This window comes from Sphingopyxis sp. MWB1 (assembly GCF_000763945.1).
GTDB lineage: Bacteria > Pseudomonadota > Alphaproteobacteria > Sphingomonadales > Sphingomonadaceae > Sphingopyxis.
Window position 1 is genome coordinate 1,787,501 of record NZ_JQFJ01000002.1, and the last position, 22,107, is coordinate 1,809,607.

Sequence of the window (22,107 nt, forward strand, 5' to 3'; positions counted from 1 at the left end):
CGTCCGGTGAAAAGGCCTCTAAGCTGATCCCTGAGTCGGGTCAACAAGGATTTTGCAATTTTGTTTCATCGCCCCCTCATTTTCGCTCCCCCACCCCGCTGAACAGCCCGGAAAATCGCGAAAAATTCATCGACAAAATCTTTTGAGATTTTTTGGCCGGGCCGCACTTCGCGACAGGCCATTATGCAAGCCAATGGGGAAAAAGGGCGAATCTGCCCCAGAATCACGCCCGGGAATCGGAATCAGCAATTCGATTCCTCTCCAGAATCAGCGCAGCGACCGGGCCACACGCCAAAAAGAATCGTGAAAAAAGAGACGAGGCTGTCTTTTGGGGGGCGAATCCCCTCCGCAGCCGCTGGCGGAGAGGCGACGGCTGCGCGCCCGCCCTGTCCGCGCGGCGTCAGGAAGCGATATAGTCGCGCATTGCCGCTGCCTCGGCCTCGATCCGGTCGATCCGATATTTGACGAGATCACCGATGGAGATAAATCCGAGCAGCCGGCCATCATCAACCACGGGCAGATGACGGATTCGCTTTTGGGTCATTTGCGACAAGGCCGCCATGACAGCCGTGTCGGGGGCGCAGGTCACCGGGGACTGGGTCATCACATCGCCGAGCGGACGGTCGAGCGCCTCCGGCCCATAGGAGGACATGAGGCGCACCAGGTCGCGTTCGGAGAAAATGCCCACGATCTTGTCGTCGTCGAGCACGGGCACCGCGCCGATACGATGCTGGGCCAGCAAGTCGATCACCGCGCGGACATTGTCGGCGGGCCGGGCCGAAATGACGGGGCCGCTCCGCCCCTGAAGAATCGCCGCGATGGTCATTGCCTGCTCTCCCTATGGCTTGATCCACTTTTGCCCAGACTATCACGAAACGGCGGCGAGAGGAAAAGCTCCTTCTCTACGCGCGCGCGTGCGCGCGCAAGAGCGGGCGGTGGGGAGAGCAGCGGACAGGGAGAAAGACTGAAGACAGAAAGAGAGCAGAGTGGCCCGCCCTTCGCACTTGGGTTTGCGGCTTGCTTCGTCCATGGTGGCAGCCATGGTCAAACACTCCCCGCTCGACAATCGCGACACCGCCCAAATCGCCTGGGCGCGTTACCGCCGACTGATGCGGGGCATGGCGCTGGTATCGCTGGGCGCGGTCATCCTCGCATTGGGCTGGCTGCGCTTCACCATGGGTGAGGCGCTAACGGTGCATATGATGATCGCGACGGCAGCGGGGGTGGGCCTGTCGGTGCTGCTGGGCGCGGCGCTGATGGGGCTGGTCTTTCTGTCGAGCGGCAGCGGCCACGACGAATCAATTGAAGACCCCTTTGAGGACGATCCGGAGATGAACCATGACCGATAAGATTCGTGATCCGATTCTTCGCGTCGTGCCGCGACCGGCCGACATCAATGCCAATGGCCATATTTTCGGTGGCTGGGTGCTAAGCCAGATGGATATTGCCGGCGGGATCGTCGCCGCCGAGGTCGCGCAAGGCGCAGTCGCGACCGTCGCCATCGAGTCGATGGAATTTATCGCGCCGATCCTGCTGCGCGATGTGATTTCGGTTTACGCCCATCTGGAGAAGCGCGGGCGCACATCCATGGGGATTCGCATCGAGGTGGTCGCGACGCGCGATGGCGGCAAGACGCAGGAAAAGGTGACCGAAGGATTGTTCACCTTTGTCGCGCTGGACGAGAATCACCGGCCGCGCCCCTTGCCTGAACCCGCTGCCTAGGGCGAAAAGCCGGTCGCGGGATCAGCGGCCGTCGATCCGTTCGCGCAATTCGGCTTCGATCTTGCCATGGGCGGGGACGCGCAAGCCCCATACCCAGGCATTGCCGCGCCTCTCCCAATTGCGCGGCGCGCGGTGGATCCGCATCGACACCAGCATTTCGACATCGGCATCGACCGGACGGGCGTTGGTAATCTCCACCTGCCAATGGCGATATTTCGTCCCGCCGCCGGGACGCTCGCGCAGCCGGTAGCGGACCGCAGGGCTGGCGCCGATATCATAATCGACGCGCTCGCCCTTTGCCTTGTCGCCTATTTCGGCCTCGCCCAGCAACAGGCGCTGACCGCCAACCGTTTCGAAAACCGCCGCGCTGCCGCCCGGAAGCGGGAGGCCAAGGCCATCTTCCTCGCGATTCTGCATGCGAAGGCGGATGGTGGCCGCCAGCGGCGCATCGCCATTGTGGGCAGAGAGAGTGCCGACATAGAGCGGCTCGACCGCCACCCCTTCCCTGGCGAGCAACGCTATCTGCTTTTGCCCCTGCGCTGCGACATCAACGCGGAACGGGATGCGGTAAAATTTAAGATCGCCGAGATCTTCCGCTGCCGGAGGCGGTGGAGGGGGCGGGGGCGCAGGTGGCGCGGGGGCTATGAAGCGACTGCCCGTCACGACAATATTTTCGCGCGCCATATCGGCCATGGCTTCGGGAGCGCCGCCCTCGACCGCGGGCAATTCCCACAAGGGATGGGTGCTGGTGATATCCATCGGCCAGCATTGGAGGTGCAGCGCCCCCGGCGTGCTGCGCGGCAGGGGCGGGCTATATTGTTTGTTGAGCCGCCCGGCGATGACATTGAGCTGCGCCTGGTCAAAGCTGGTCACCCCGCCATTGGCCAGGGTGATCCAGCCCTGAAGCGCGAGCGTTTCGCCATCGCTCGCGCGGTCGGCGACATAATGGGCGGCCCAGTCAAAGCCTTCGGCAAGATAGAGAAGCTGGACCGTCACGCTGCGCGGGGCGTCGCTTTCGACCAGCACCGACAGGGTGGGCTTGGCCGACAGATCGGCGGGCGCGCGGGGATAGATCATGCGTTCGGGAAGGCCCGAACAGCCGAGCGCTTCATAGCCCTGATCGGTTTCGAGCAGGACGCCGCCATTGGGTCCGGCCTGAATCACCGCTTCCTGTTCGCGTACCGCGCCGGTTTCGCGATTCGTCCGCTGCAAGGTGACGCGTCGTTTCAGATAAGCATCGACCAGCCCGGCGGGCGACAGGAGGCGCGCGTCGCGGTTTTTCTCGATCACGCCGTTTGGCAAGCCGCTGACCACGGCGGTTTCGGGAAGCAGGCCTTCGGCGACGCCTTCGAAGCGCAAGGTCGAAAGCCCGGCAGGAAGCGTGACGCGGCGCGTTTCGGTGATGAAGGCAAAGCCGCGCGGCCAGCGCGGATTGATTGCGCCGCTACCCCGCCCCGGCGCGCGATAGACGGTGACCGCCACATCCTCGATCCCCGAGGAGGTGATCACGGCCCCCGGCTGTGCTTGCTCCTGCGCTTGCGCAGGAAGAGCGAGTGCGGCCAGCAAGAGCGGAGCCAAAAGCGGTGCGACGGCCCGCATCCCCGCCCCCTTAATAACGTGTGTCGAAAGTGGCGGTCACATCGACTTTGCCATTGGCGGGCACGGGCACCTGCCATTCGATGCGGTCGGCGGAGACGCGATTGCCCTTCAGGCTTTCCTGCTCGACCCGCACATCGCCCCACAAACCGTCCTGCACCAGATGGACAGTCACCGGCTCGCTGCACGCATTGCTGAGCGTGTAGCGCATCGCCGTCTGCCAGCGCGCGGAGCCCTTGCGCGTGCGCGAAACCACCGTCGGCTGCACCTTTACATCAAATGCCTCGCCCGTGAGGAGGGACATGGCCGAGCCCATCGGCGTATGGTCGATGCGATTTTCGCCAATGAATTGCGGGTCGCCGCGCGCATCGCGCATATAGACGCGGATCGTTCCGGCGGGGAGCTGGTCGCCGAGCCCACCCTGGCGCGAGGTAGAAAAGCGCAGCACGCTCGCCGCGCTGACCGGTTCGTCGCTGCTGGCCAGCCAGCGATTGACATATTCATAGGTGGAAGTCGCGGGCGCGCCCTTGATATCGAGAAAGCTGACCTGTTTCTGCTGGGCGTTGGCAATCGTCGTGCGCCGTTCGAGCGGATAGAGATAAAAGTCGCCAAGCCGTTCGCGATCGTTCGATTCGGTGCCCGCGCTGTCCATCACCGCCTCCATCCCGCCGCCCGGAAAGCGGACCGGCCGCGCGCCCGACCGCCGCCCGCCGCCATTGGGGTTGCCCGCGACGAGCAGGGTGCGGGCATTGTCGAAGGTCGTACCGGTACTGTTGGTCAGCGTCACCCAGCCCTGAATATCCATCGCCTGCTTCCCCGCATCGAAGAGGGCGACATAATCGGCGGTCCAGCCCAAATTGGGGGTGAGATAGGAAAGGCGCGCGGGGATGGTCCCGGCGCGCGCCGCATCGACGGTCACCGACAGGGTGGGACGCGCGCGCAAATTGGGCGGCAGCCGGTCGAACACCGCGCGCACCGGCAGGCCGTCGTCGCGCAGCACCTCGATCCGGTCGCCGATCTGGAGAACGATGCCACCATTGGCGGCGAGCACCTTGGCCCGCTCGGTGCGTTCGGCGCCCGTTGCGGGATTGGTGCGGACGAGCGTGATCACCTGCCCCACCGCCTTGTCCATCAGCTTGTCGGGGGTGAGCAGGTCGAAGTCGAAATTCTGTTCGATGATCGACAGGCCTTCGCCCGCCAACGTCACCGTTTCGGGACGGATACGCGCCGACACATCGGGGAATTCGATGCGGTTACGCCCGCGCGTCACGCGAAGCTGGCGATCATCCTGCACCAGCGACTGGCCATTATTGTAAATGGTAACCGCCACATCGCCCTGCGCATTGGGACCCGGCACGCTCGCCGCATCGCCTGACTGGGCCAAAGCCGGAGAGGCCGCCGCCGTAATCAGCAGGCCGCATGACATGGCAAAGCGCATAAAAAACTCCCCTCGGCAAAACCGAGGGGAGGCTATGGCATGGGACAGCCAAAAACCACCCCGAATATCGATATTTGACGCGGTTATTCCGCCGCTTCCTCGACCCCGTCATCGCCGGCATCGCTGGCGGGCGCGGCAAGCGTACGGCGGGTGCGGCGCGGCTTGGCGGCGGGCTTGGCTTCGGCCTCGCCGCTGTCCGCCTCGTCACGGCTTTCACTCCGCCCGATGGCGGGGGGCAGCGCGGCGCTGTCGATGCCCGAACTGCCGGTGTCGCTGTCCGCGGCCTCAGCGGCGCGGGTCCGGCGCGGACGCCGCGCACGCGGGGCAGGAGCGGCATCGTCGCCATCCTCGTCTGCGGCCTTGCTGCTCCGCCGGCCCTTGCCTTCGCTGTCCTGATCAGCGCTTTCGCTATCACGATCCTGATCACGGTCGCGGCGAGCGCGGCCACGCGGCTGACGCGCCGGGCGATCCTCTTCGTCCTCACGGCGTCCGCGGCCCCGACGGCTGTCATCGTCGTTATCGCTGTCGCCGCGATCATTTTCATTCTCGGTTTCGACGTCGCTGTCGTCCTGACCGTCGAAATCCTCAACCCCGCGCACTTCGCGCTGGCGGTCGTGCCCGCGATCATGACCGTTCTGTGCCTGCTTTTCTTCCTGACGCGCGCGAAAATCGCTGTGTACGCGGAAATAATGATCGGCGAATTGCAGATAATATTCGGTCTGGACCCGGTCGCCGGCAAGCTGCGCGTCGCGCGCCATATTCCGGTATTTCTCGATCATCTGGACCGCGTTGCCGCGTGCCCGGCTGTCGATGCGGTTCGCCTGATCGACGCCGCCGCGGCCGCCCGATTGCGAGCGGTTATTATTATTGCTGTTGTTACGACCGCGACGACGGCCGTTTTGCCGGTTGTTCATGTTCAACTGAGACATCCTGTCGAAAAGCTAATTAAGCTATGGCAACCTCATTCATGCCGGACGCGCTGTTCATCCTGTTGCGCGTCGCGCCCGCGCTTCAAGCGCGGCCCTTGCCCTTATCGTTCGAGCGGGCGACAGCCCGACGCGAACATATAAATGGGAAACAGACCCGCCGGACCAGTATCGATGCGTCCGCACCGCCAAAGGGACCCTGATCAGGCCTGTAAGCCGCCCCCTATCGTGCTTTGCGCGTGAAACCAAGCAATTTCTTACAAACAGCCTAGCGCCGCGTCAGACAAAGCGCCCGGTCGCGGCCGCCGAGGTCCTGGCGACAAGAGACCGAAAAGCCCGCCGATTCGGCAAGCCTTGTTACCGACATGGCCTGTGCCGCGCCAATTTCAAGGATAGCGGCCCCTCTTTCGGCCAAAAGAACAGGCAATGCAGGGATAATCCGCCGATAATCATCGAGACCGTCCTCCCCCGCAAACAGGGCGGCGGCGGGTTCATGGCGCGCCACCTGCGGCATCAATGCTTCGTCCGCGCCAATATAGGGGGGATTGCACAAGATGAGGTCAAAGCGCTCTGTGATCCCCGCCGCCCAGTCGCCCTGACGGAAAGACGCGCGCGCATCGAGCCCCAGCGCGGCGGCGTTGCGGCGTGCATAGTCGAGCGCGGCCTCGCTCGCGTCGATGCCAAGGCCGGTCGCCTGGGGCCATTCGCTGAGCGCGGCGAGCAGCAAGGTCCCGGGCCCGGTGCCAAGGTCGAGGATATGGCGCGGCCAGCCGGCGCGGCCCGCTCCGCGCGAAAAGGTGAGCGCGGCCTCGATCAAGGTTTCGCTGTCCGGGCGCGGGATAAGGACGCCGGGGCCGACCGCGAGGCGGATCGTCCAGAAATCGCGGTAGCCCAGAATATAAGCGACGGGTTCGTGCGCGAGCCGCCGCGCAACAAGCGCTTCGAAAGCGGCGGGAACGGTGAAACGCGCGGGGTCGAGCAAAAGCGACGCGCGTTCGGTGCCGAGCGCGTGTGCCATCAGCAATTCGGCATCGAGGCGCGGCGTGTCGGAGACGTCGGCGAGGCGGGCGGCGGCGGCGCGGATGCTCCGCGCGACATCATCCACGTGTGATTCCGTTCGTGCCGAGCGAGGTTGAGACGCCCATCAAATTTGCGCCACGCCGAGGGGCATCTCGACTTCGCTCGATGCAAACGGGGGACAGGGGGTGCAGGGGGCGACTGGGCTCCCGCCTTCGCGGGAGGACACGACTATTTTCCGCACGAGATGGGCTTGTGCCGGACACCCCATATGGGCGGCCATCCTGGCCTTAGTCATCGCTCAGCCCGGCGAGGCGCTGGGCCTGGTCTTCGGCGATCAGCGCGTCGATCAGCTCGCCCATTTCGCCTTCCAATATTTCGGGCAGGCGGTGGAGGGTCAGGTTGATGCGGTGGTCGGTGACGCGCCCTTGCGGGAAATTATAGGTGCGAATGCGTTCGGAGCGGTCGCCCGATCCGACCATCGCCTTGCGCGCCGAGGCTTCGGCATTGTGGCGCTTGGTGCGTTCAAGGTCGAAGAGGCGCGAGCGCAGCACCTGCATCGCCTTGGCGCGATTCTTGTGCTGACTGCGCTCATCCTGCTGGATAACGACAAGCCCGGTCGGAATATGGGTGATGCGGATCGCGCTGTCGGTCGTGTTGACATGCTGCCCGCCCGCACCGCTCGCCCGGTAAATGTCGATCTTGAGGTCATTGTCGTTGATCGCGACATCGACCTCTTCGGCCTCGGGCAGCACGGCGACGGTCGCGGCGCTCGTGTGGATGCGCCCGCCGCTTTCGGTGACGGGGACGCGCTGGACGCGGTGGACGCCGCTTTCAAACTTCAGCTTGGCAAAGACGCCCTGCCCCTTCACCGAGGCGACGACTTCTTTATAACCGCCGACCTCGGCCTCGTTGGCAGAGATGATTTCGACCTTCCACCCCTCAGTATCGGCAAAGCGGCTGTACATGCGGAGAAGATCGCCCGCGAACAGCGCCGCCTCGTCGCCGCCGGTGCCCGCGCGGATTTCGAGCATCGCGGCGCGTTCGTCGGCGACGTCCTTGGGCAAGAGCTTGATCGCAAGGTCATGCTCGGCGGCGGGCAGCGCCGCCTCGATCGCGGCCATTTCCTCTTCGGCCATCGCCTTCATTTCAGGGTCGGCGAGCATATCCCGGAGCGAGACCAGTTCGGCGCGCAACCGGGTGACTTCGCTCGCCGCCCTGGCGACGGGTTCCAGCTCGGCAAATTCCTTCGACGCGGCGACGAAATCGGCGGGCGCCATATCGCCCGTCGCCATCCGCGCCTGAAGCGCGGCATGGCGTTCGATGATGGCGTCGATCTGCTTTTCGGAGACGTGGGTCATCTGCTCGCTGTCACTTCATTGCTTCGTCATCCCGGACCTGATCCGGGATCCATGGCCGCCCGCATCGTCTGGACCCCGGATCAAGTCCGGGGTGACGATTGAAGATGGCCCTCGACCTCTTTTGCCCGCGCGCTGTCGCCGCGCACATTGATGTGCGGCGCGCCGTCACGCAGACCGACCGAGATCAGCGCATGGGCGGGAATTTTCGCGGCCTTGTCGAACCGCTTGCGCGGCGAGCCGGTGGCGACAATCTCGCTGGCAAAGCCCCCGCTGCGAAGCCACGCAAGCTTTTGCATGGCGAGCGCCAGCTGGCTGTCATCCTCAACCGCGATCACCGCGTCGAGCCGTGGGTCGATACCATCGTCGGCAAGCAGCATCGCCAGCCGCTCAATCCCTGCGGCCCATCCGACCGCTGGAGTGGCGGGGCCGCCCAGATTTTCGATCAGCCCGTCATAGCGCCCCCCGCCGAGCACCGTGCCCTGCGCGCCCAGCCGGTCGGTGATAAATTCAAAGGCGGTGTGGCGATAATAGTCGAGCCCGCGCACCAGCCGCGCATTGCGTTCCCACGCGACGCCCGCCGCGTCCAACCCCGACGTGACCGCGCCAAAGAAATCCTGCGCTTCGCTGGTCAGGAACGCGTCGATGTCGGGCGCGCTGTCGGCGACGGGGCGGTCGCGCGGATCCTTGCTGTCGAGGATGCGCAGGGGATTCTTGTCGAGCCGCGCAAGGCTGTCCTCGCTGAGTTCGCCCTTGTGCGCTTCAAAATGTTCGACGAGCGCCGCGCGCCACGCATCGCGGCTGGCCGCATCGCCAAGCGTGTTGAGCGTCAGGGTCACGCCCTCGGCGATCCCCAGCTCCTTCAAAAGCTGGTCGGCGAACACCAGCAGCTCGGCGTCGGCGAGCGGGCTGTCGCTGCCCAGCACTTCGGCGTCGAGCTGGTGGAACTGGCGATAGCGCCCCTTTTGCGGGCGTTCATAGCGGAACAGCGGCCCGTGCGTCGCGACCTTCAGCGGCGCGAACTGCTGCCAGCCATTGCTGATATAGGCGCGCGCGATCCCGGCGGTAAATTCGGGGCGCAAGGTGATCGATTCGCCGCCGCGATCCTCGAACGAATACATTTCCTTCGACACGACATCGGTGGTCTCGCCAAGGCTGCGCGCGAAGACGGCGGTGGGCTCGATCACCGGTACCTCGACGCGCTTGAAACCATAAAGGCGGCGCACGCGGTCGAATGTGTCGACCACATGCTGAAAACGGTCGGCGAAATCGCCGAGCATATCCTGGGTGCCGCGCACCGGCTGCGGCGCCTTTATCTTCGCCTTTTTATCCTTGCTCATGCGCGGCGCGTCTAAAGCTTTTTGGACGAAAGGCAAAGCGTCCATGCGCGCAGGGCGGCTGGACGCGGCGGCCATTTCGCGGCAGAGACGCGGTCCATGAAAAAAGCAGCTCTTGTCGCGGCGGCCCTGACGGCCGCGCCCATCGCCCTTTTGCCCGCCCTCGCCGCCGCGCAGCCGGGCAACAGCCGTCCGCAGCCGGTGGTCGAGCCCTATGTCATTCCGCTGCCCGCCGATGAGCCCTATCCCGGCCTGATGCAGCTTCGCGTCGATGCGAGCGACGTGGCGCGCGGGATTTTCCGCGTGCGCCAGACGATCCCGGTGGCAAAGGCGGGCAAGCTGACTTTGCTTTATCCCGAATGGCTGCCCGGTAAACATGCTCCGCGCGGGGCGATTTCGGGGGTTTCGGGTTTCAAGCCAAGCGCCAATGGCAAGCCGCTGAGCTGGACGCGCCAGCCGACCGATGTCTATGCCTTTGACGTCGATGTGCCCGAGGGCGTGAAAAACATCGACGTCCAGTTCGAATTTCTGTCGCCCGTGCGCGAAAGCGAAGGGCGGATCGTCGTCGCCCCGGCGATGATGAACCTGCAGTGGGAACAGGTGAGCTTTTACCCCGCGGGCTATTTCACCCGCAATATTCCGGTGCAGCTGGAGGTGACGCTGCCGCAAGGCTGGACGGGGGCGGCGGCGCTCGACGGGCTGAAAGTCTCCGGCAATCGTTACAGCTATGCGCCGACCAATTATGAAGTGCTGATCGACAGCCCGATGTTTGCGGGCGCGCATTTCCAGAAATGGGATCTGGGACAGAATGTCACGCTGAACGTTGTGGCCGACGAGCCGCAATATCTGGCCGCCAGCCCCGACCATATCGCGCGCCACGCGGCGCTGGTGTCCGAAGCGGTGGCGCTGTTCGGGGTGCGCCATTTCGACCGCTATGAATTTCTGCTCGCGCTGACCGAGGAAATGGGCGGCATCGGACTGGAGCATCATCGGTCGAGCGAAAACAGCCGCAAGCCCGATTATTTCACCAAATGGGACGAGCATGGCGCCGACCGCGGGCTGTTGCCGCACGAGCTGGTGCATAGCTGGAACGGCAAATATCGCCGCCCGGCGAAGCTGTGGACCCCCGATTATCGCACGCCGATGCAGGATAATCTTTTGTGGGTTTATGAAGGACAGACGAGTTTCTGGGACCTCGTGCTGGGCGCGCGGTCGGGGATGCAGTCAAAGGAGCTGGTGCTGGGCGAACTTGCCAGCAATGCGGCCTTTTACAGCATCCAGCCGGGCCGCGCTTGGCGCTCGGTCGAGGATACGACGCTCGACCCGATTATCGCCGCGCGCAAGCCGCGCCCCTTTGCCAGCGCCACGCGCACCGAGGATTATTATAACGAAGGCGCGCTGATGTGGCTGGAGGCGGACATGCTGATCCGCCGCGCGACCAACAATAAAAAGTCGCTCGACGATTTTGCGCGCAGCTTCTTTGGCGGAAAGGAAGGCGACTGGGGGCAGGTCGGATATGAATTTGACGATGTCGTCGCTGCGCTGAACGCTGTTCACGCCTATGACTGGGCGAGCTTTATGAGCGAGCGCATGCAGGATGCGGGACGCCCCGCGCCCGTGGGCGGGATCGAAGGCGCGGGCTATCGCCTCGTCTGGCGCGACAAGCCCAATGTGTCCGACCGCGAGAAAATGGCGAGCGCCAAAAATGCCAATCTGGTCCATTCGCTGGGACTGGTGATCGACAAAAATGGCGTCGCGGGCAGCATCCTGTGGGATGGCCCTGCCTTTCGCGCCGATATCGTCAACGGCACCAAGATATTGGCGGTCGATGGCATGAGCTATAGCCGCGAGCGGATCGAGGCAGCGATCAAGGCCGCCGCCGACGGCAAAACCCCGATCAAGCTGCTGGTCGAACGCGACGGCCGCTATCGCGAGGTCGCCATTCCCTATCATGGCGGGCTGCGCTGGCCGCACCTTGAAAAAGTGGGGAGTGGCCCCGACTGGTTCGATCGGCTATTGGCGCCGCGCCGCAAATTATAGAATCACAAATCAAGGATATTCTCCCATGCGCATCGACCTGATTCCTGCCGGCGACAGTCCGCCGGACAGCCTCAACGTGCTGATCGAAGTTCCGATCGGCGGCGAGCCGGTGAAATATGAATTCGACAAGGCGTCAGGGGCGCTGTTCGTCGACCGTTTCCTGCACACGCCGATGCGTTATCCCGCCAATTACGGCTTTATCCCGCACACGCTGGGCGATGATGGCGATCCGCTCGACGCGCTCGTCGTCGCGCGCTCACCCGTGGTCGCGGGCGCGGTGGTCAAATGCCGCCCGATCGGCGTCTTGAAGATGGAGGATGACGGCGGCGGCGATGAAAAGCTGCTCTGCGTCCCCGTCAACAAGACCTTCCCTTATTACAAGGATGTCGCGAGCTATCAGGACATGCCGCCGATCGTGTTGCAGCAGATCGAGCATTTCTTTGCCCATTACAAGGATCTGGAACCCGGCAAATGGGTGAAGCTGGGCGGCTGGGGCGATGTCGACGAGGCGAAGCAGATCATCCTCGAAGGCATTGAGCGCGCGCAGACCAAGGGCTTTTAATCCGCAAAGGCGCCCATCCCCGAATCAGGGGAAGCGGCTATCCTCCATTATCCGGCGCCCGTTCCGCATCCTGCGGGGCGGGCGCTTTTTCATCGCGCGCGGCGCCGATCGCGTCGAGCGCCTCCGGCGACAGGCTGCGCAGATGAAGGTCGCGCTGCGGATAGGGAAGCTCGATCCCCGCTTCCTTGAACCGGTCCCATATCCCCATGAAGACATGGCCCTTGATATTGCCAAGCCCGCTTTCGGGATCGCGAATCCAGAAGCGCAGTTCATGGTCGACGCTGCTGTTGCCGAAACCAGTGATCCAGCAGACGGGCGCCGGATCGGTGAGCACGCGCGGGGCGGCGGCCGCGGCCTCTATCATCAATTTCTGCGCAAGATGCAGGTCGGCGTCATAGCTGACCCCGACCTTGATCCGCACGCGCACTTCGCGGTTCGAATAGCTCCAGTTTTCGACCCTTTCGGTCATCATCAATTCATTGGGGACAAGATGCTCCATTCCGTCGCGGGTGATGACCGAAACCGCGCGCACGCCAATCTTGTTCACCCGCCCCACCGAATCGGCGATGACGACGACATCGCCGGGCTTGATCGAACGATCCATCAGCAGGATGATGCCGGCGATCAGATTGCCAAAGGTTTTCTGAAGGCCGAAACCCACCGCCAGCCCCAGCGCCCCCGAAAAAACCGCAAAGGCAGTAAGGTCGATTCCCAGAAGGTCGATGCCGATAAAAAAGGCCGCGACTAGAATGACCACCCCGGCGATTTTCTCGATCAGCAATTGCTGGGTCGCATCCAGTTCGCGCGCGCCATTGCCGCGCACCAGCCGGTGCACAACCCGGTTGCCGATTCGCACCAGCAGGAACAGAATCAGCAAGGTGAGCAGGATATGGACCGCCGCGAGCAGCGAGAAATGAAAGCGCCCGATGGTGAAGCCGATGGCGTCGAGCCGGTGCTGCAACGACGTAAGCCCGCCCATGCTGTGCGACAGAAGGGCGACGAAGGTCACGGCCGCCGCCACCAGCGCAGGCCCCCGCCCGACCCCCACGCCGACGACAAGATTGCGAACGGTCGCCGCCGCGGCAAAAGCAACGACGCAGTCGAGCAGGAGCGCGGCGTAAGGATCCCACGCGTGCAGCCCCCGCGCCGTCGCCACCAGCAGCAATGCCGAGAGCCAGCCGAAAAAGGGTGGCGCGCGATTGGCCAGCGGCCCCTGCCCCGGCAGATCGCGCCCGTCGAGCCAGTCGCTGAGGCGCGGCCCCAGATAGCGCCGCACCAGCCAGCCCCCGAACAGGGCGAGCCCCGCCAACGCACCGGCAAAGCCGATTTCGGCAATCTGCGCCTCGGCCAGTCGCGGCAGTCCCAGGCGCTCGAGCAGGGGGGCGATCATATTGCCCCCTCCATCGCTGCAAAGCCGCGCGACAGATCGTCGATCAGGTCGGCGGGATCTTCGAGCCCGATCGACAGGCGGACGAGCGGGTCGGGGTCGCTCCACTCGGTTGCGGTGCGCAGCCCCGCAGGATCGCAGGGAACGGCAAGGCTTTCAAAACCGCCCCAGCTATAGCCGATTCCGAAATGGGCAAGCGCGTCGACAAATTGTGCGCGCGTCGCATCATCGGCGCCTTTGAGCGTGAAGCCGAACAGGCCGCTCGCGCCCGCAAAATCGCGCCGCCACAGCGCATGGCCCGGATCATCGGGAAGTGCGGGATGGAGCACCCGCCCGACCTGCGACTGTTCGGCCAGCCAGCGGGCGACGGCGAGGCCATTTTCGCCATGCCGCTGCAAACGCACATCGAGCGTGCGCAGCCCGCGGAGCATCAGCGCGCATTCATCGGGCGAGACCGACTGGCCAAGCTGATAGGCCGCCTGTCGCAGCCGCGGCCACGGCGCGCGCGTGGCGGTGAGGCTGCCCATCATCGCATCGCTGTGGCCGCCGACATATTTGGTGAGGCTCATCATCGTCACATCGACGCCGTGGCGCATCGCCGGAAACAACAGCGGCGTCGCCCATGTATTGTCGAGCATCGTCACAATGTCGCGTTCGCGGGCGATGGCGGTGATGGCGGGAATATCCTGAACCTCAAAGGTCAGGCTGCCCGGCGATTCGAGGAAGATCAGCCTTGTTTCGGGGCGGATCAGGTCGGCGATACCCGCGCCGATGCACGGATCATAATAGCTGGTCGTCACGCCATAGCGGGCGAGCATGCCGTCACAAAAGGCCCGGGTCGGCTCATAGACGCTGTCGACCATCAACAGATGGTCGCCGGGCGCGAGCAACGCGAGAAGCCCCGCCGAAATGGCCGCGACGCCGGACGGGTAAAGCAAAGTGCCTTCGGCCCCCGGCTCCAGCCCGGTCAGGGCATCAGCCAGCGCCCAGACGGTGGGCGTGCCGCGCCGGCCATAGAAAAGCCGGTCGTGGGTCGCATGACCCCGCGCTTTCAGATCGGCGACATTGTCATAGAGAATCGTCGAAGCGCGCCAGACCGGCGGATTGACGATCCCGCCGCCAAGCCGGGGGTCGCCGGTCCATTCGGGGCGGCGCCCGCCCTGAACCAATTGGGTGGCGGGGCGAAGCGCATCTTTCGGGCGATCAGTCATGCCCCTCTTGTGAACCGAGGCTCAGCCAAAATCCAGTAGCGGGGCCAAAAGGGTCCAGAGAATCCCGCCGACGGCGCAGCAAGCCAGCAGCGTGAGGACATTGAAGCGCCATCGGAAAAGCAGCAGAAAGGCCAGCGCCGCGAGTGCCGCGGCCGCCCCGTCGAGGCTTGATAACATCGGCAACTGCGCCTTCACCGGTCCGGCGCTAACGACGGTGAGGCGCTCGAAAAGCGTATGCAGCGCAAACCACAAGGACAGATTGGCGATGACCCCGACCACCGCCGCCGTCACCGCCGCCAGCGCCCCGCGCACCGCGGGCGCACGTTCGAGCCGGTCGATCCATGGCGCAAAGGTAAAAATCCACAAGAAACAGGGCGCAAAGGTCGCCCAGAGCGTTACCCCCGCACCGAGCAATCCGGCGATCCAGGGAGTGAAGGGCGCGGCATCGCGCCACGCGGCGATAAAACCGACAAATTGGGTGACGAGGATCAGCGGCCCGGGCGTCGTTTCGGCAAGGCCGAGGCCATCGGCCATTTCAGCGGGGCGCAGCCAGCCGAGGCCGGACACCCCCTCCTGCGCCATATAGGCGAGCGCGGCATAGGCGCCGCCGAAACTGACCACGGCAAGTTGCGAGAAAAAGGCCCCAATGTCCCACAGCACATGATCACGGCCGAGCAGCAGGAGGATGAGCAGCAGCGGAGCGGCCCAGATCATGCCCCACAGCATCAGCGCCGACAGGCTCTGCCGCCATGGCTGCCCTGCGTCTTTCCCGCCCGCTTTGGCCCCGAGCGGGGCGAGGCCCAGCATCGCCGGACGCCAGCGCGCCGCCGCCGCGCCAGTCGCCAGCGCCGCGAGGATCACGACCGGAAAGGGCAAGGCAAAGATAGCCAGCGCGGCAAAGGCCGAAACCGCAATGGCGCGGCGCAGCGGTGTCGTCAGCGCACGCGCCGAAATACGAATCAGCGCCTGAACGACAATGGCGAGCACCGCCGCCTTGATCCCCAGAAACAGCGCCTCGAACCAGCCGACCCCCGCCGCCGCCACATAGAGCGCCGACAGAAGCAGCATGAGCAAGGCGCCGGGCAGGATGAAAAGCATTCCGGCGACCAGCCCGCCCGCCAGCCCATGCAGCCGCCAGCCGATCCATGTCGCAAGCTGCTGCGCCTCTGGCCCCGGAAGCAGGCTGCAGAAATTAAGCGCGTGGAGAAAGGCGCCTTCGTCGATCCATTGACGGTCATCGACGATTTCGCGGTGCATCAGCGCGATCTGCCCCGCCGGGCCGCCGAAGCTGAGAAAGCCGATCCGCGTGAAACAGCGGACCAGCGCCCCGAAATCGGGGGAAGGCGGGGCGTCGGTAGCGGTCGTCACCGACGCCCCGGCTATGTCAGGCGGCGCCGGTCGCCTTGGGCGTCGCGGGATCGGCGCCCCATTCGGTCCAGCTGCCATCATAGACGGCAACATCTTCCTTGCCGAGCAGATGCGCCCCAAAGGCAATCACGGCGGCAGTCATGCCGCTGCCGCAGGTTGCGACGAGCGGCTTGGCCAGATCGATACCCGCGGCGCCGAAAGCGGCCTTCAATTCGTCGCCCTGTTTCCACGTGCCATCGGCGTTGAACAATTCACTGTGCGGCAGGCTGCGCGATCCGGGGATATGGCCGGGGGCCATGCCGGGACGGGGGTCGCGTTCCTCGCCGGTGAAGCGCGCCGCAGGGCGGGCATCGACCACCTGTTCGGCGGCGCTTTCGGTGTTGGCGAGCATCTCTTCCTTGGTCCGCACCGCCTTGGCATCGCGCCACACGGTGAAATGGCGATGGCGCAGCGTCTGCTTGCCCATTTCGAGCGCGCGTCCCTCGGCCTTCCATTTGGCGAGACCGCCGTCGAGCAGCGCGACATCATGCGCGCCGAACAATTTGAGCAGCCACCAGGCGCGCGCCGCACTTTTCAGCGGGCTGTCGTCATAGATGACAATGCGGCTGCCATCGCCAAGGCCGAGCGACTGCATACGGCTGGCGAATTTTTCCGGCGGGGGCGCCATATTTTCAATATCGCTGGAGCTGTCGGTCAATTCCTCCAGATCCATGAACACCGCACCGGGAATGTGGCCAGCCTCATATTCGGCGCGCGCGTCGCGGTCACTGCCGCCCATAAATTTCGTCGCATCGACGACCCGCAGGTCCGATGCCCCCAGTTCGCGTTCCAGCCATTCGGTTGAGACCAAGGCGTCCATGTCATGCTCCTATTGCGACCCGCGGCGGAACGTCTGCGTGTTCCTTCCGTCGGCCATCCTGCGTCATCTTTGCTGGGGAAGGCCGAGCAGCCTATGCCCCACGTCATGCTTTTTCAAGCATGCAACTGATGTGCCCCAGCCGATGGTGCGCCGCAACAGAAAAGCGAGAAAAAAGGCGTAGCGTCCCCGCCGCGCGGTGCGCCCTATTGGCGGCGCTGGATCGCGGTGGCGCGCGCACCGGGGCGGTCGACGGCGTGGGCGACGCGGTCGAGCGGCAGCGGCCCGAGCTTGTCCCCCGCCCCCGCGATCGGCGCGCGGCCCAGTACGAAGCTGCCCGCAATCTGGCCGAAAGCCTCGCCGGGCCCATCCCAATGATAGGTCACGTCAAAGGCAAGCACGGGGACCAGCATGGGCCGCCCGCCGATCATCAGCGGCTCAACCGTGGCGCGCGGCAGGCTGACGTCGGTGGACAGGCGCTCGCTCGCGCCGGGGGCGAGCAGAATATCGTCGCGCACCACGCTGCCCCCCGCCCCGTCGAAGAAGCGCGCGAGCACGGGTTCGGACATCGCCGATCCCTGACCAAAGGCCACGCGAACCATCAGCCCGGTCGCCGCCAGCGGTCCTGTATTGGTGACGGTGAGCACCAGCCCGACCGCGACATGATCGGCCTCGATCCGGATCGAGCGGACGTCGAGCGCCATGGTGACCTGCGCGCGATGCGCGGCCATGTGTTCGTCGGGAACGCGGGTGACGAGCGGACTGCCGCTGCGCGCCGGAGTCGGCGCCGCCGGGGCCGCGCGGCGCGGCGCGGCGACCGGGGCGGGCGGTGCATCCGGTGCGGGCGGCGTGGCGGCTTGCGGTGCGGTGGGCACGGCGGGACGCGCGGGCGTCTCCGGCTCTGACGGCGGCGGCGGAGGCGGTAGCGGTGACGCCTGCTCTTCGGCGCTGTCCTCGGCCGGGGGCGCTACCGGGCGGCGGCGCCAATACCAGACCCCCGCGCCAAGCGCGGCGAGCCCCGCGAGGAGCCAGCCCCATAGCGGCACATCCTGTCCGTCCGAGGGCCGTGAAGGTGCAGGGGTCGCCGCTGATTCGCTCCCCCCTTGCTCGGCGGAAGGCAGGAAGGGTTCCGCGCTGTCGTCGGTGGTCGCAGGCGAATCTATGCTCTCCCCGGCCGGCGCCGTCGCTTCATCGGGCGCGGGTTGCGGTGCGGGCGCGGAAGGCAGCGGCGCGGCGACCGGGCGCGCGGCGGATGGCGCGGGCGTCGGGGTCGGCGTGGCGCGCGGAGCAGGCGCAGGCGTCGCACGCGGTTCGGGGGCGGGCCGCGGGGCGGGCTGCGTCGGTGCGGGACGCGGCGCCGACGGGGTCGGCGCAGGGGTCGGCACGCCGGGCCGCTCGCCGGGGGCAAGCGGCGGCAGGCCATTGTTGCTCGGCCCCTGAACCCCGGACGCACGCCCGTCATTGGCCGGGGGAAGGGTGATTTCAATGGGGCGCGTCGGCGGCGGGGAGAGCGTGGGTGCGGGCGCCGCTGCCCCGCTGCTCCCATCCTGCTGGGCGTGGAGCGGGACCGGCGCTGCCGCCCCTGCCACCAGTGCCATCGCCGTGAGCGTAGCGGTCGAAGCGGCCCGTCCGCTGATTTTATCGGCCCGAATTTTCTTCATCTGTCCTTCGCGTTCCCGCCCTTGCTGTGCCAGCTTCACCCCGTCATACGCACCGTCCGCTCCGCGAAGCGGCCGACGACGGCGGATGACAAGCGCCGCGCGGGGCAGTAGACGGTTTCCATGACTGATTCCAGCCGTCCGCCGCTCAATCCGGTGCATCTTGGCCGCACCAGCGACCTGCCTGCCTCACCCGAGGCCGCGGTGCTCGATTATGTGCCCAATCCGCGCGCGCAAGAACTTTATCTGGTGCGCTTTGCCGCGCCCGAATTCACCTCGCTTTGCCCGGTCACCGGCCAGCCCGATTTCGCGCATCTGGTGATCGACTATGCGCCCGGCGACACGATTGTCGAATCGAAATCGCTGAAGCTGTTTCTGGGCAGCTTCCGCAACCATGCGGGTTTTCACGAAGATTGCACCGTCGGCATCGGACGCCGCCTGTGCGACGAGATGCAGCCGCGCTGGCTGCGAATCGGCGGCTATTGGTATCCGCGCGGCGGCATTCCCATCGATGTTTTCTGGCAATCGGGGCCGCCGCCCGAGGGGCTGTGGCTGCCCGACCAGGGCGTCGCCCCCTATCGCGGGCGCGGCTGAGGCGCGCCGATCAGCGTGCGCCAGATCCACAGGATCACGAACAGCTGCACCGGCGCGCGCACCAGCAGATAGACCGGCCCCAGCGCATGCCCGCCGACCGGCGCCTGAATGAAGGCGGCATAGATATTGGCGGGAAAGAAGAGGCAGAGCGCGGCAATTGCCGCCCAGGCCCCCATGCGCCGCGTGGCAGGGATCAGCAGCGCCAGCGCAATGGCAAGCTCCATCACCCCCGTCGCCCACACGAGCAGCAAGGGGGCGGGCACCCAGGGCGGCAGCATCTGGACCATTTCATCGTCGATCAGCCAGTGGCCCGACGCGGTGAACAGGAAGCATAGCGCCGCGCCCAGAGCGGCAGCATGCGGCCAGACTTCTCCGCCGCGGGCGGCGAGTCGCGCGAGCAGCACCGGCCCTGTCAGCAGCAGGATCATGATGATCAAATTGGTCCACATGCTCGCCCCCCAATGTCAACAACGTAAACATTGTAAGGGCGAATCTGGTGTCGTCAAGTCGGCACATGTCGGCAATATTTTACCGGCCTGGGTGCATTTCACCTTTTCGTTATATGTTGCTGGCACTATTGTCAGTGGCATGAACCACACAGCACAGCCTCACGATTACGGCATTCAGGTCGGTCCCGAAGCCATCGACTTCATGGGGCATGTCAACAATGCCCATTATCTGAGCTGGGTGCAGGAAGCGGTGCTGGCCCATTGGCGTAAAATTGCGCCTCCCGAAGCGGTGGCGCAGCATCTGTGGGTCGCATTGAAGCATGAGATTACCTATCGCCGCCCCGCCTTTCTGGACGATGAGGTGATCGCGACGGTCATTTTGGAAAAAGTGCAGGGCGCGCGCGCCTTTTACGAAACGATCATCAAGCGCGGCGAAGACGTGCTGGCCGAGGTGAAATCGAGCTGGTGCTGCGTCGATGCCGAAACGCTGCGCCCCGCACGGCTGGCCAGCGATGTGATCGAGCGCTTTTTTCCCGGCGAGAAGGGCTGAAACGCCTCCCAATCACGAGGATCGCATCGCCATTCAGGCGACGCCGTGATACCACCAGACGCCGTCCCGGTCCTCGCGCTTGACCCGCCCTTCAACCTCCAGCCGCTTGAGATGCGCGAGCGCCTCGCCCGTTGCGAGCCCCTGATTATGCGGACCGATGGGCCGGTTGAAGAGCATCGGGAAGGTATCGACCGCGCGTAGCGGCTGTTTCGCAATCGCCTCAGCCAATGTGTAAAGCCGCATCCGATGTTCGTCGCGCAGCGCCATCAGCCGGACGTGCAGGCCGCGAAACGGCTCGCCATGCGCCGGGCAGGTGACGACGTCGGCGGGAATGGTGGCGAGAAGCTTGTCGATAGAGGCCAGCCATTCACCCAGCGGGTCAGCATCGGGTTCAGTAATATTGACCGACACATTGGAACTGATACGCGGCAATACCTGATCGCCAGCGATCAGCACCCCCGCTTTCTCGTTCCACAAACAGGCATGTTCGGGGCTGTGGCCCGAGCCGGTGACGACGCGCCAGCGATGCGCGCCCATGTCGAGAATATCGCCATCCTCGATCCGCACATAGCTGCGCGGCAGGGGAAAGATCATGCGCTGGAACATGTTCCAGCCGCGCGCCTTCTGCGCCTCGATCGCTTCCTCGTCCCAGCCCGCCGCGCGCGACTGGGCCAGTGCTTCGTCGGGCACAGTGTCGCTCGAATCGGCGACAATGGCGCGCGCGGTCAGCATTTCGCCGCGGGTCATCCACAGCTTCACCCCATGTTTTTTGGCGATCCATCCGGCAAGGCCGATATGATCGGGGTGAAGATGGGTGCCGATAACGCGGCTGATTCGCGTACCGGATAGCGCGCCCGCATAAAGCGCCTTCCACGCATCCGAACAGATGGTCATGCAAATGCCGGTATCGACAATCGCGACGCCATCGCCGTCATCGAGCAGCCAGCTGTTGATGTGGCCAAGCGAGCCGGGCATCGGAATGCGCGCCCAGCGAACGCCATCGGCAATACCGATGGTTTCCCCCTCCCCCGGCGCAGCTTCGCCCCAGGGGTAGGTCAGGCCCGCATGGCTGGTCGCGGTGAAGCTGTCATCCTGCGTCAGCGAAGCATCGGGCGAGCCGCCGGTCGCCGCAATCCGTTCCTCGTCATCGCGGTCCGCCACGCCTATCGTTCCCGGATCGCCAGGGGCCAGACGGCGCCGGCGGGGCCGACGACCTTACCCGTCCTCTGCTGCCCAGGAAGCGCAGCCACGCGATCAATCCTCGTCGTTGGCGGCATCCTCCGCCGCGCGCGCTTCGGCGGCGGCGCTGCGTTCGGCGCGCAATTCTTCGAGCAGGGCTTCGCGGTCGCCTTCAAAACGGCTGTCCTCGGGCGCCTTGATTCCCGCCTTCTTCGCCGCCTTGGCAACGATGGCGTCAAGCTCGCGCTGCGAGCAAAGCCCCAGCGTAACCGGGTCCTTGGCGACGATATTGGCGCTGTTCCAATGGCTGCGTTCGCGAATGGCGCTGATCGTGTTGCGGGTGGTGCCGATCAGCTTGCTGATCGCGCCGTCCGACACTTCGGGATGATTCTTCAAAATCCAGGCGATGCCATCGGGCTTGTCCTGCCGCTTGCTGACCGGCGTGTAGCGCGGCCCGCGCGTGCGGCGGATCGTATCCTGCGCCTGCGTATTCATCTTGAGCTTGTAATCGGGGTCCTTCTGACCCTTTTCAATTTCTTCCATCGACAGTTCATGCGCGCGCACCGGATCGCGGCCGGTATATTTGGTCGCGGCGGTTTCATCGGCAATCGCCTGCACTTCCAATACGTGAACGCCGCAGAATTCGGCGATCTGCGCGAAAGTGAGACCCGTATTATCGACCAGCCACGCAGCGGTCGCGTGGGGCATCAGCGGAGTCGGATTGGCATTGGCCATGACGGAAAGTCTCCAAAGCGGAAATAATAAGGGCCGCCCCTCGCGGGGCGGCCGTTCGGCCCCGGATGTAGAGCCTAATTGCGCCATGCGCAAGCGCGCGGCGCACAAGCCGCCAACGAGATGG

Annotated in this window: 21 protein-coding genes; 6 read left to right on the forward strand and 15 right to left on the reverse strand. The window is 65.1% G+C overall.

Going from position 1 to position 22,107, the window contains the following annotated elements:
- Positions 1-400 precede the first annotated feature (400 nt).
- On the reverse strand, positions 401-826 hold the full coding sequence (locus tag JV18_RS0108950) for a CBS domain-containing protein (protein ID WP_033074224.1): 426 nt from the start codon (positions 824-826) through the stop codon (positions 401-403).
- Between the two features lie 214 nt (positions 827-1,040).
- Between JV18_RS0108950 and JV18_RS0108955 the strand changes: the two genes are divergently transcribed.
- Both JV18_RS0108955 and JV18_RS0108960 read left to right on the forward strand, forming a co-directional pair.
- Complete coding sequence (locus tag JV18_RS0108955; protein ID WP_033075167.1) at positions 1,041-1,349, forward strand: hypothetical protein; 309 nt, start codon at positions 1,041-1,043, stop codon at positions 1,347-1,349.
- Positions 1,339-1,722 (forward strand): acyl-CoA thioesterase, encoded by a 384-nt coding sequence (locus tag JV18_RS0108960; RefSeq protein WP_033074225.1) that lies wholly within the window; start codon positions 1,339-1,341, stop codon positions 1,720-1,722. Before JV18_RS0108955 ends, JV18_RS0108960 begins: the two co-directional genes overlap by 11 nt.
- A gap of 21 nt (positions 1,723-1,743) precedes the next feature.
- On the opposite strand, the gene JV18_RS0108965 is transcribed toward JV18_RS0108960, so the two are convergent.
- The 6 genes from JV18_RS0108965 to hisS all read right to left on the reverse strand — a co-directional run bounded on the left by JV18_RS0108965 (position 1,744) and on the right by hisS (position 9,397).
- Positions 1,744-3,321 carry a DUF4139 domain-containing protein gene (locus JV18_RS0108965; protein WP_033074226.1) on the reverse strand — a complete coding sequence of 526 codons (1,578 nt, stop codon included), beginning with the start codon at positions 3,319-3,321 and terminating at the stop codon, positions 1,744-1,746.
- A gap of 10 nt (positions 3,322-3,331) precedes the next feature.
- The gene (locus tag JV18_RS0108970; RefSeq protein ID WP_033075168.1) at positions 3,332-4,744 is read right to left on the reverse strand and encodes a DUF4139 domain-containing protein; all 1,413 of its coding nucleotides are present in this window, start codon (positions 4,742-4,744) and stop codon (positions 3,332-3,334) included.
- Positions 4,745-4,839: 95 nt separating this feature from the next.
- Positions 4,840-5,685, reverse strand: a complete 846-nt coding sequence (locus JV18_RS0108975; protein ID WP_052071853.1) for a DUF4167 domain-containing protein — start codon at positions 5,683-5,685, stop codon at positions 4,840-4,842.
- 265 nt (positions 5,686-5,950) lie between these two features.
- Positions 5,951-6,787 (reverse strand): peptide chain release factor N(5)-glutamine methyltransferase, encoded by an 837-nt coding sequence (gene prmC, locus JV18_RS0108980; protein WP_033074228.1) that lies wholly within the window; start codon positions 6,785-6,787, stop codon positions 5,951-5,953.
- 202 nt (positions 6,788-6,989) lie between these two features.
- Positions 6,990-8,060, reverse strand: coding sequence for a peptide chain release factor 1 (prfA, locus tag JV18_RS0108985; protein WP_033074229.1), 1,071 nt, complete (start codon positions 8,058-8,060; stop codon positions 6,990-6,992).
- A gap of 80 nt (positions 8,061-8,140) precedes the next feature.
- Complete coding sequence (hisS, locus tag JV18_RS0108990; protein WP_033075169.1) at positions 8,141-9,397, reverse strand: histidine--tRNA ligase; 1,257 nt, start codon at positions 9,395-9,397, stop codon at positions 8,141-8,143.
- 96 nt (positions 9,398-9,493) lie between these two features.
- On the opposite strand from hisS, the gene JV18_RS0108995 reads away from it, so the two are divergent.
- Together JV18_RS0108995 and ppa are read left to right on the forward strand one after the other, a co-directional pair.
- Positions 9,494-11,434 (forward strand): M61 family metallopeptidase, encoded by a 1,941-nt coding sequence (locus JV18_RS0108995; protein WP_033074230.1) that lies wholly within the window; start codon positions 9,494-9,496, stop codon positions 11,432-11,434.
- A gap of 25 nt (positions 11,435-11,459) precedes the next feature.
- Complete coding sequence (gene ppa, locus JV18_RS0109000) at positions 11,460-11,996, forward strand: inorganic diphosphatase (RefSeq protein WP_033074231.1); 537 nt, start codon at positions 11,460-11,462, stop codon at positions 11,994-11,996.
- A 37-nt stretch (positions 11,997-12,033) separates the two neighbouring features.
- Here ppa and JV18_RS14690 read toward each other — a convergent pair whose 3' ends face one another.
- The 5 genes from JV18_RS14690 to JV18_RS15730 form a co-directional block, all read right to left on the reverse strand.
- Positions 12,034-13,386 (reverse strand): mechanosensitive ion channel family protein, encoded by a 1,353-nt coding sequence (locus JV18_RS14690; protein WP_052071854.1) that lies wholly within the window; start codon positions 13,384-13,386, stop codon positions 12,034-12,036.
- Positions 13,383-14,594 (reverse strand): cystathionine beta-lyase, encoded by a 1,212-nt coding sequence (gene metC, locus JV18_RS0109010; RefSeq protein WP_033074232.1) that lies wholly within the window; start codon positions 14,592-14,594, stop codon positions 13,383-13,385. Before metC ends, JV18_RS14690 begins: the two co-directional genes overlap by 4 nt.
- 21 nt (positions 14,595-14,615) lie before the next feature.
- The gene (chrA, locus tag JV18_RS0109015; RefSeq protein WP_033074233.1) at positions 14,616-15,962 is read right to left on the reverse strand and encodes a chromate efflux transporter; all 1,347 of its coding nucleotides are present in this window, start codon (positions 15,960-15,962) and stop codon (positions 14,616-14,618) included.
- Positions 15,963-15,978: 16 nt separating this feature from the next.
- Positions 15,979-16,821: a 3-mercaptopyruvate sulfurtransferase gene (gene sseA, locus JV18_RS0109020; RefSeq protein WP_033074234.1), complete on the reverse strand. Its 843-nt coding sequence runs from the start codon at positions 16,819-16,821 to the stop codon at positions 15,979-15,981.
- Positions 16,822-17,024: 203 nt separating this feature from the next.
- Positions 17,025-18,479, reverse strand: a complete 1,455-nt coding sequence (locus JV18_RS15730) for a hypothetical protein (RefSeq protein ID WP_033074235.1) — start codon at positions 18,477-18,479, stop codon at positions 17,025-17,027.
- 120 nt (positions 18,480-18,599) lie between these two features.
- Here JV18_RS15730 and queF point away from each other — a divergent pair, with 120 nt between their 5' ends.
- Positions 18,600-19,070: a preQ(1) synthase gene (gene queF / locus JV18_RS0109030; RefSeq protein ID WP_033074236.1), complete on the forward strand. Its 471-nt coding sequence runs from the start codon at positions 18,600-18,602 to the stop codon at positions 19,068-19,070.
- Here queF and JV18_RS0109035 read toward each other — a convergent pair.
- Positions 19,052-19,519 carry a DoxX family protein gene (locus JV18_RS0109035; protein WP_052071855.1) on the reverse strand — a complete coding sequence of 156 codons (468 nt, stop codon included), beginning with the start codon at positions 19,517-19,519 and terminating at the stop codon, positions 19,052-19,054. The two genes, queF and JV18_RS0109035, sit on opposite strands and share 19 nt — an antisense overlap.
- Positions 19,520-19,658: 139 nt before the next feature.
- Between JV18_RS0109035 and JV18_RS0109040 the strand changes: the two genes are divergently transcribed.
- On the forward strand, positions 19,659-20,069 hold the full coding sequence (locus tag JV18_RS0109040; protein ID WP_033075172.1) for an acyl-CoA thioesterase: 411 nt from the start codon (positions 19,659-19,661) through the stop codon (positions 20,067-20,069).
- A gap of 33 nt (positions 20,070-20,102) precedes the next feature.
- Here the strand turns inward: JV18_RS0109040 and JV18_RS0109045 are convergent, their stop codons facing one another.
- Positions 20,103-21,230, reverse strand: coding sequence for an MBL fold metallo-hydrolase (locus JV18_RS0109045; RefSeq protein ID WP_081944758.1), 1,128 nt, complete (start codon positions 21,228-21,230; stop codon positions 20,103-20,105).
- 93 nt (positions 21,231-21,323) lie between these two features.
- On the reverse strand, positions 21,324-21,956 hold the full coding sequence (locus JV18_RS0109050) for a DUF1013 domain-containing protein (protein WP_033075174.1): 633 nt from the start codon (positions 21,954-21,956) through the stop codon (positions 21,324-21,326).
- Positions 21,957-22,107: the final 151 nt, after the last annotated feature.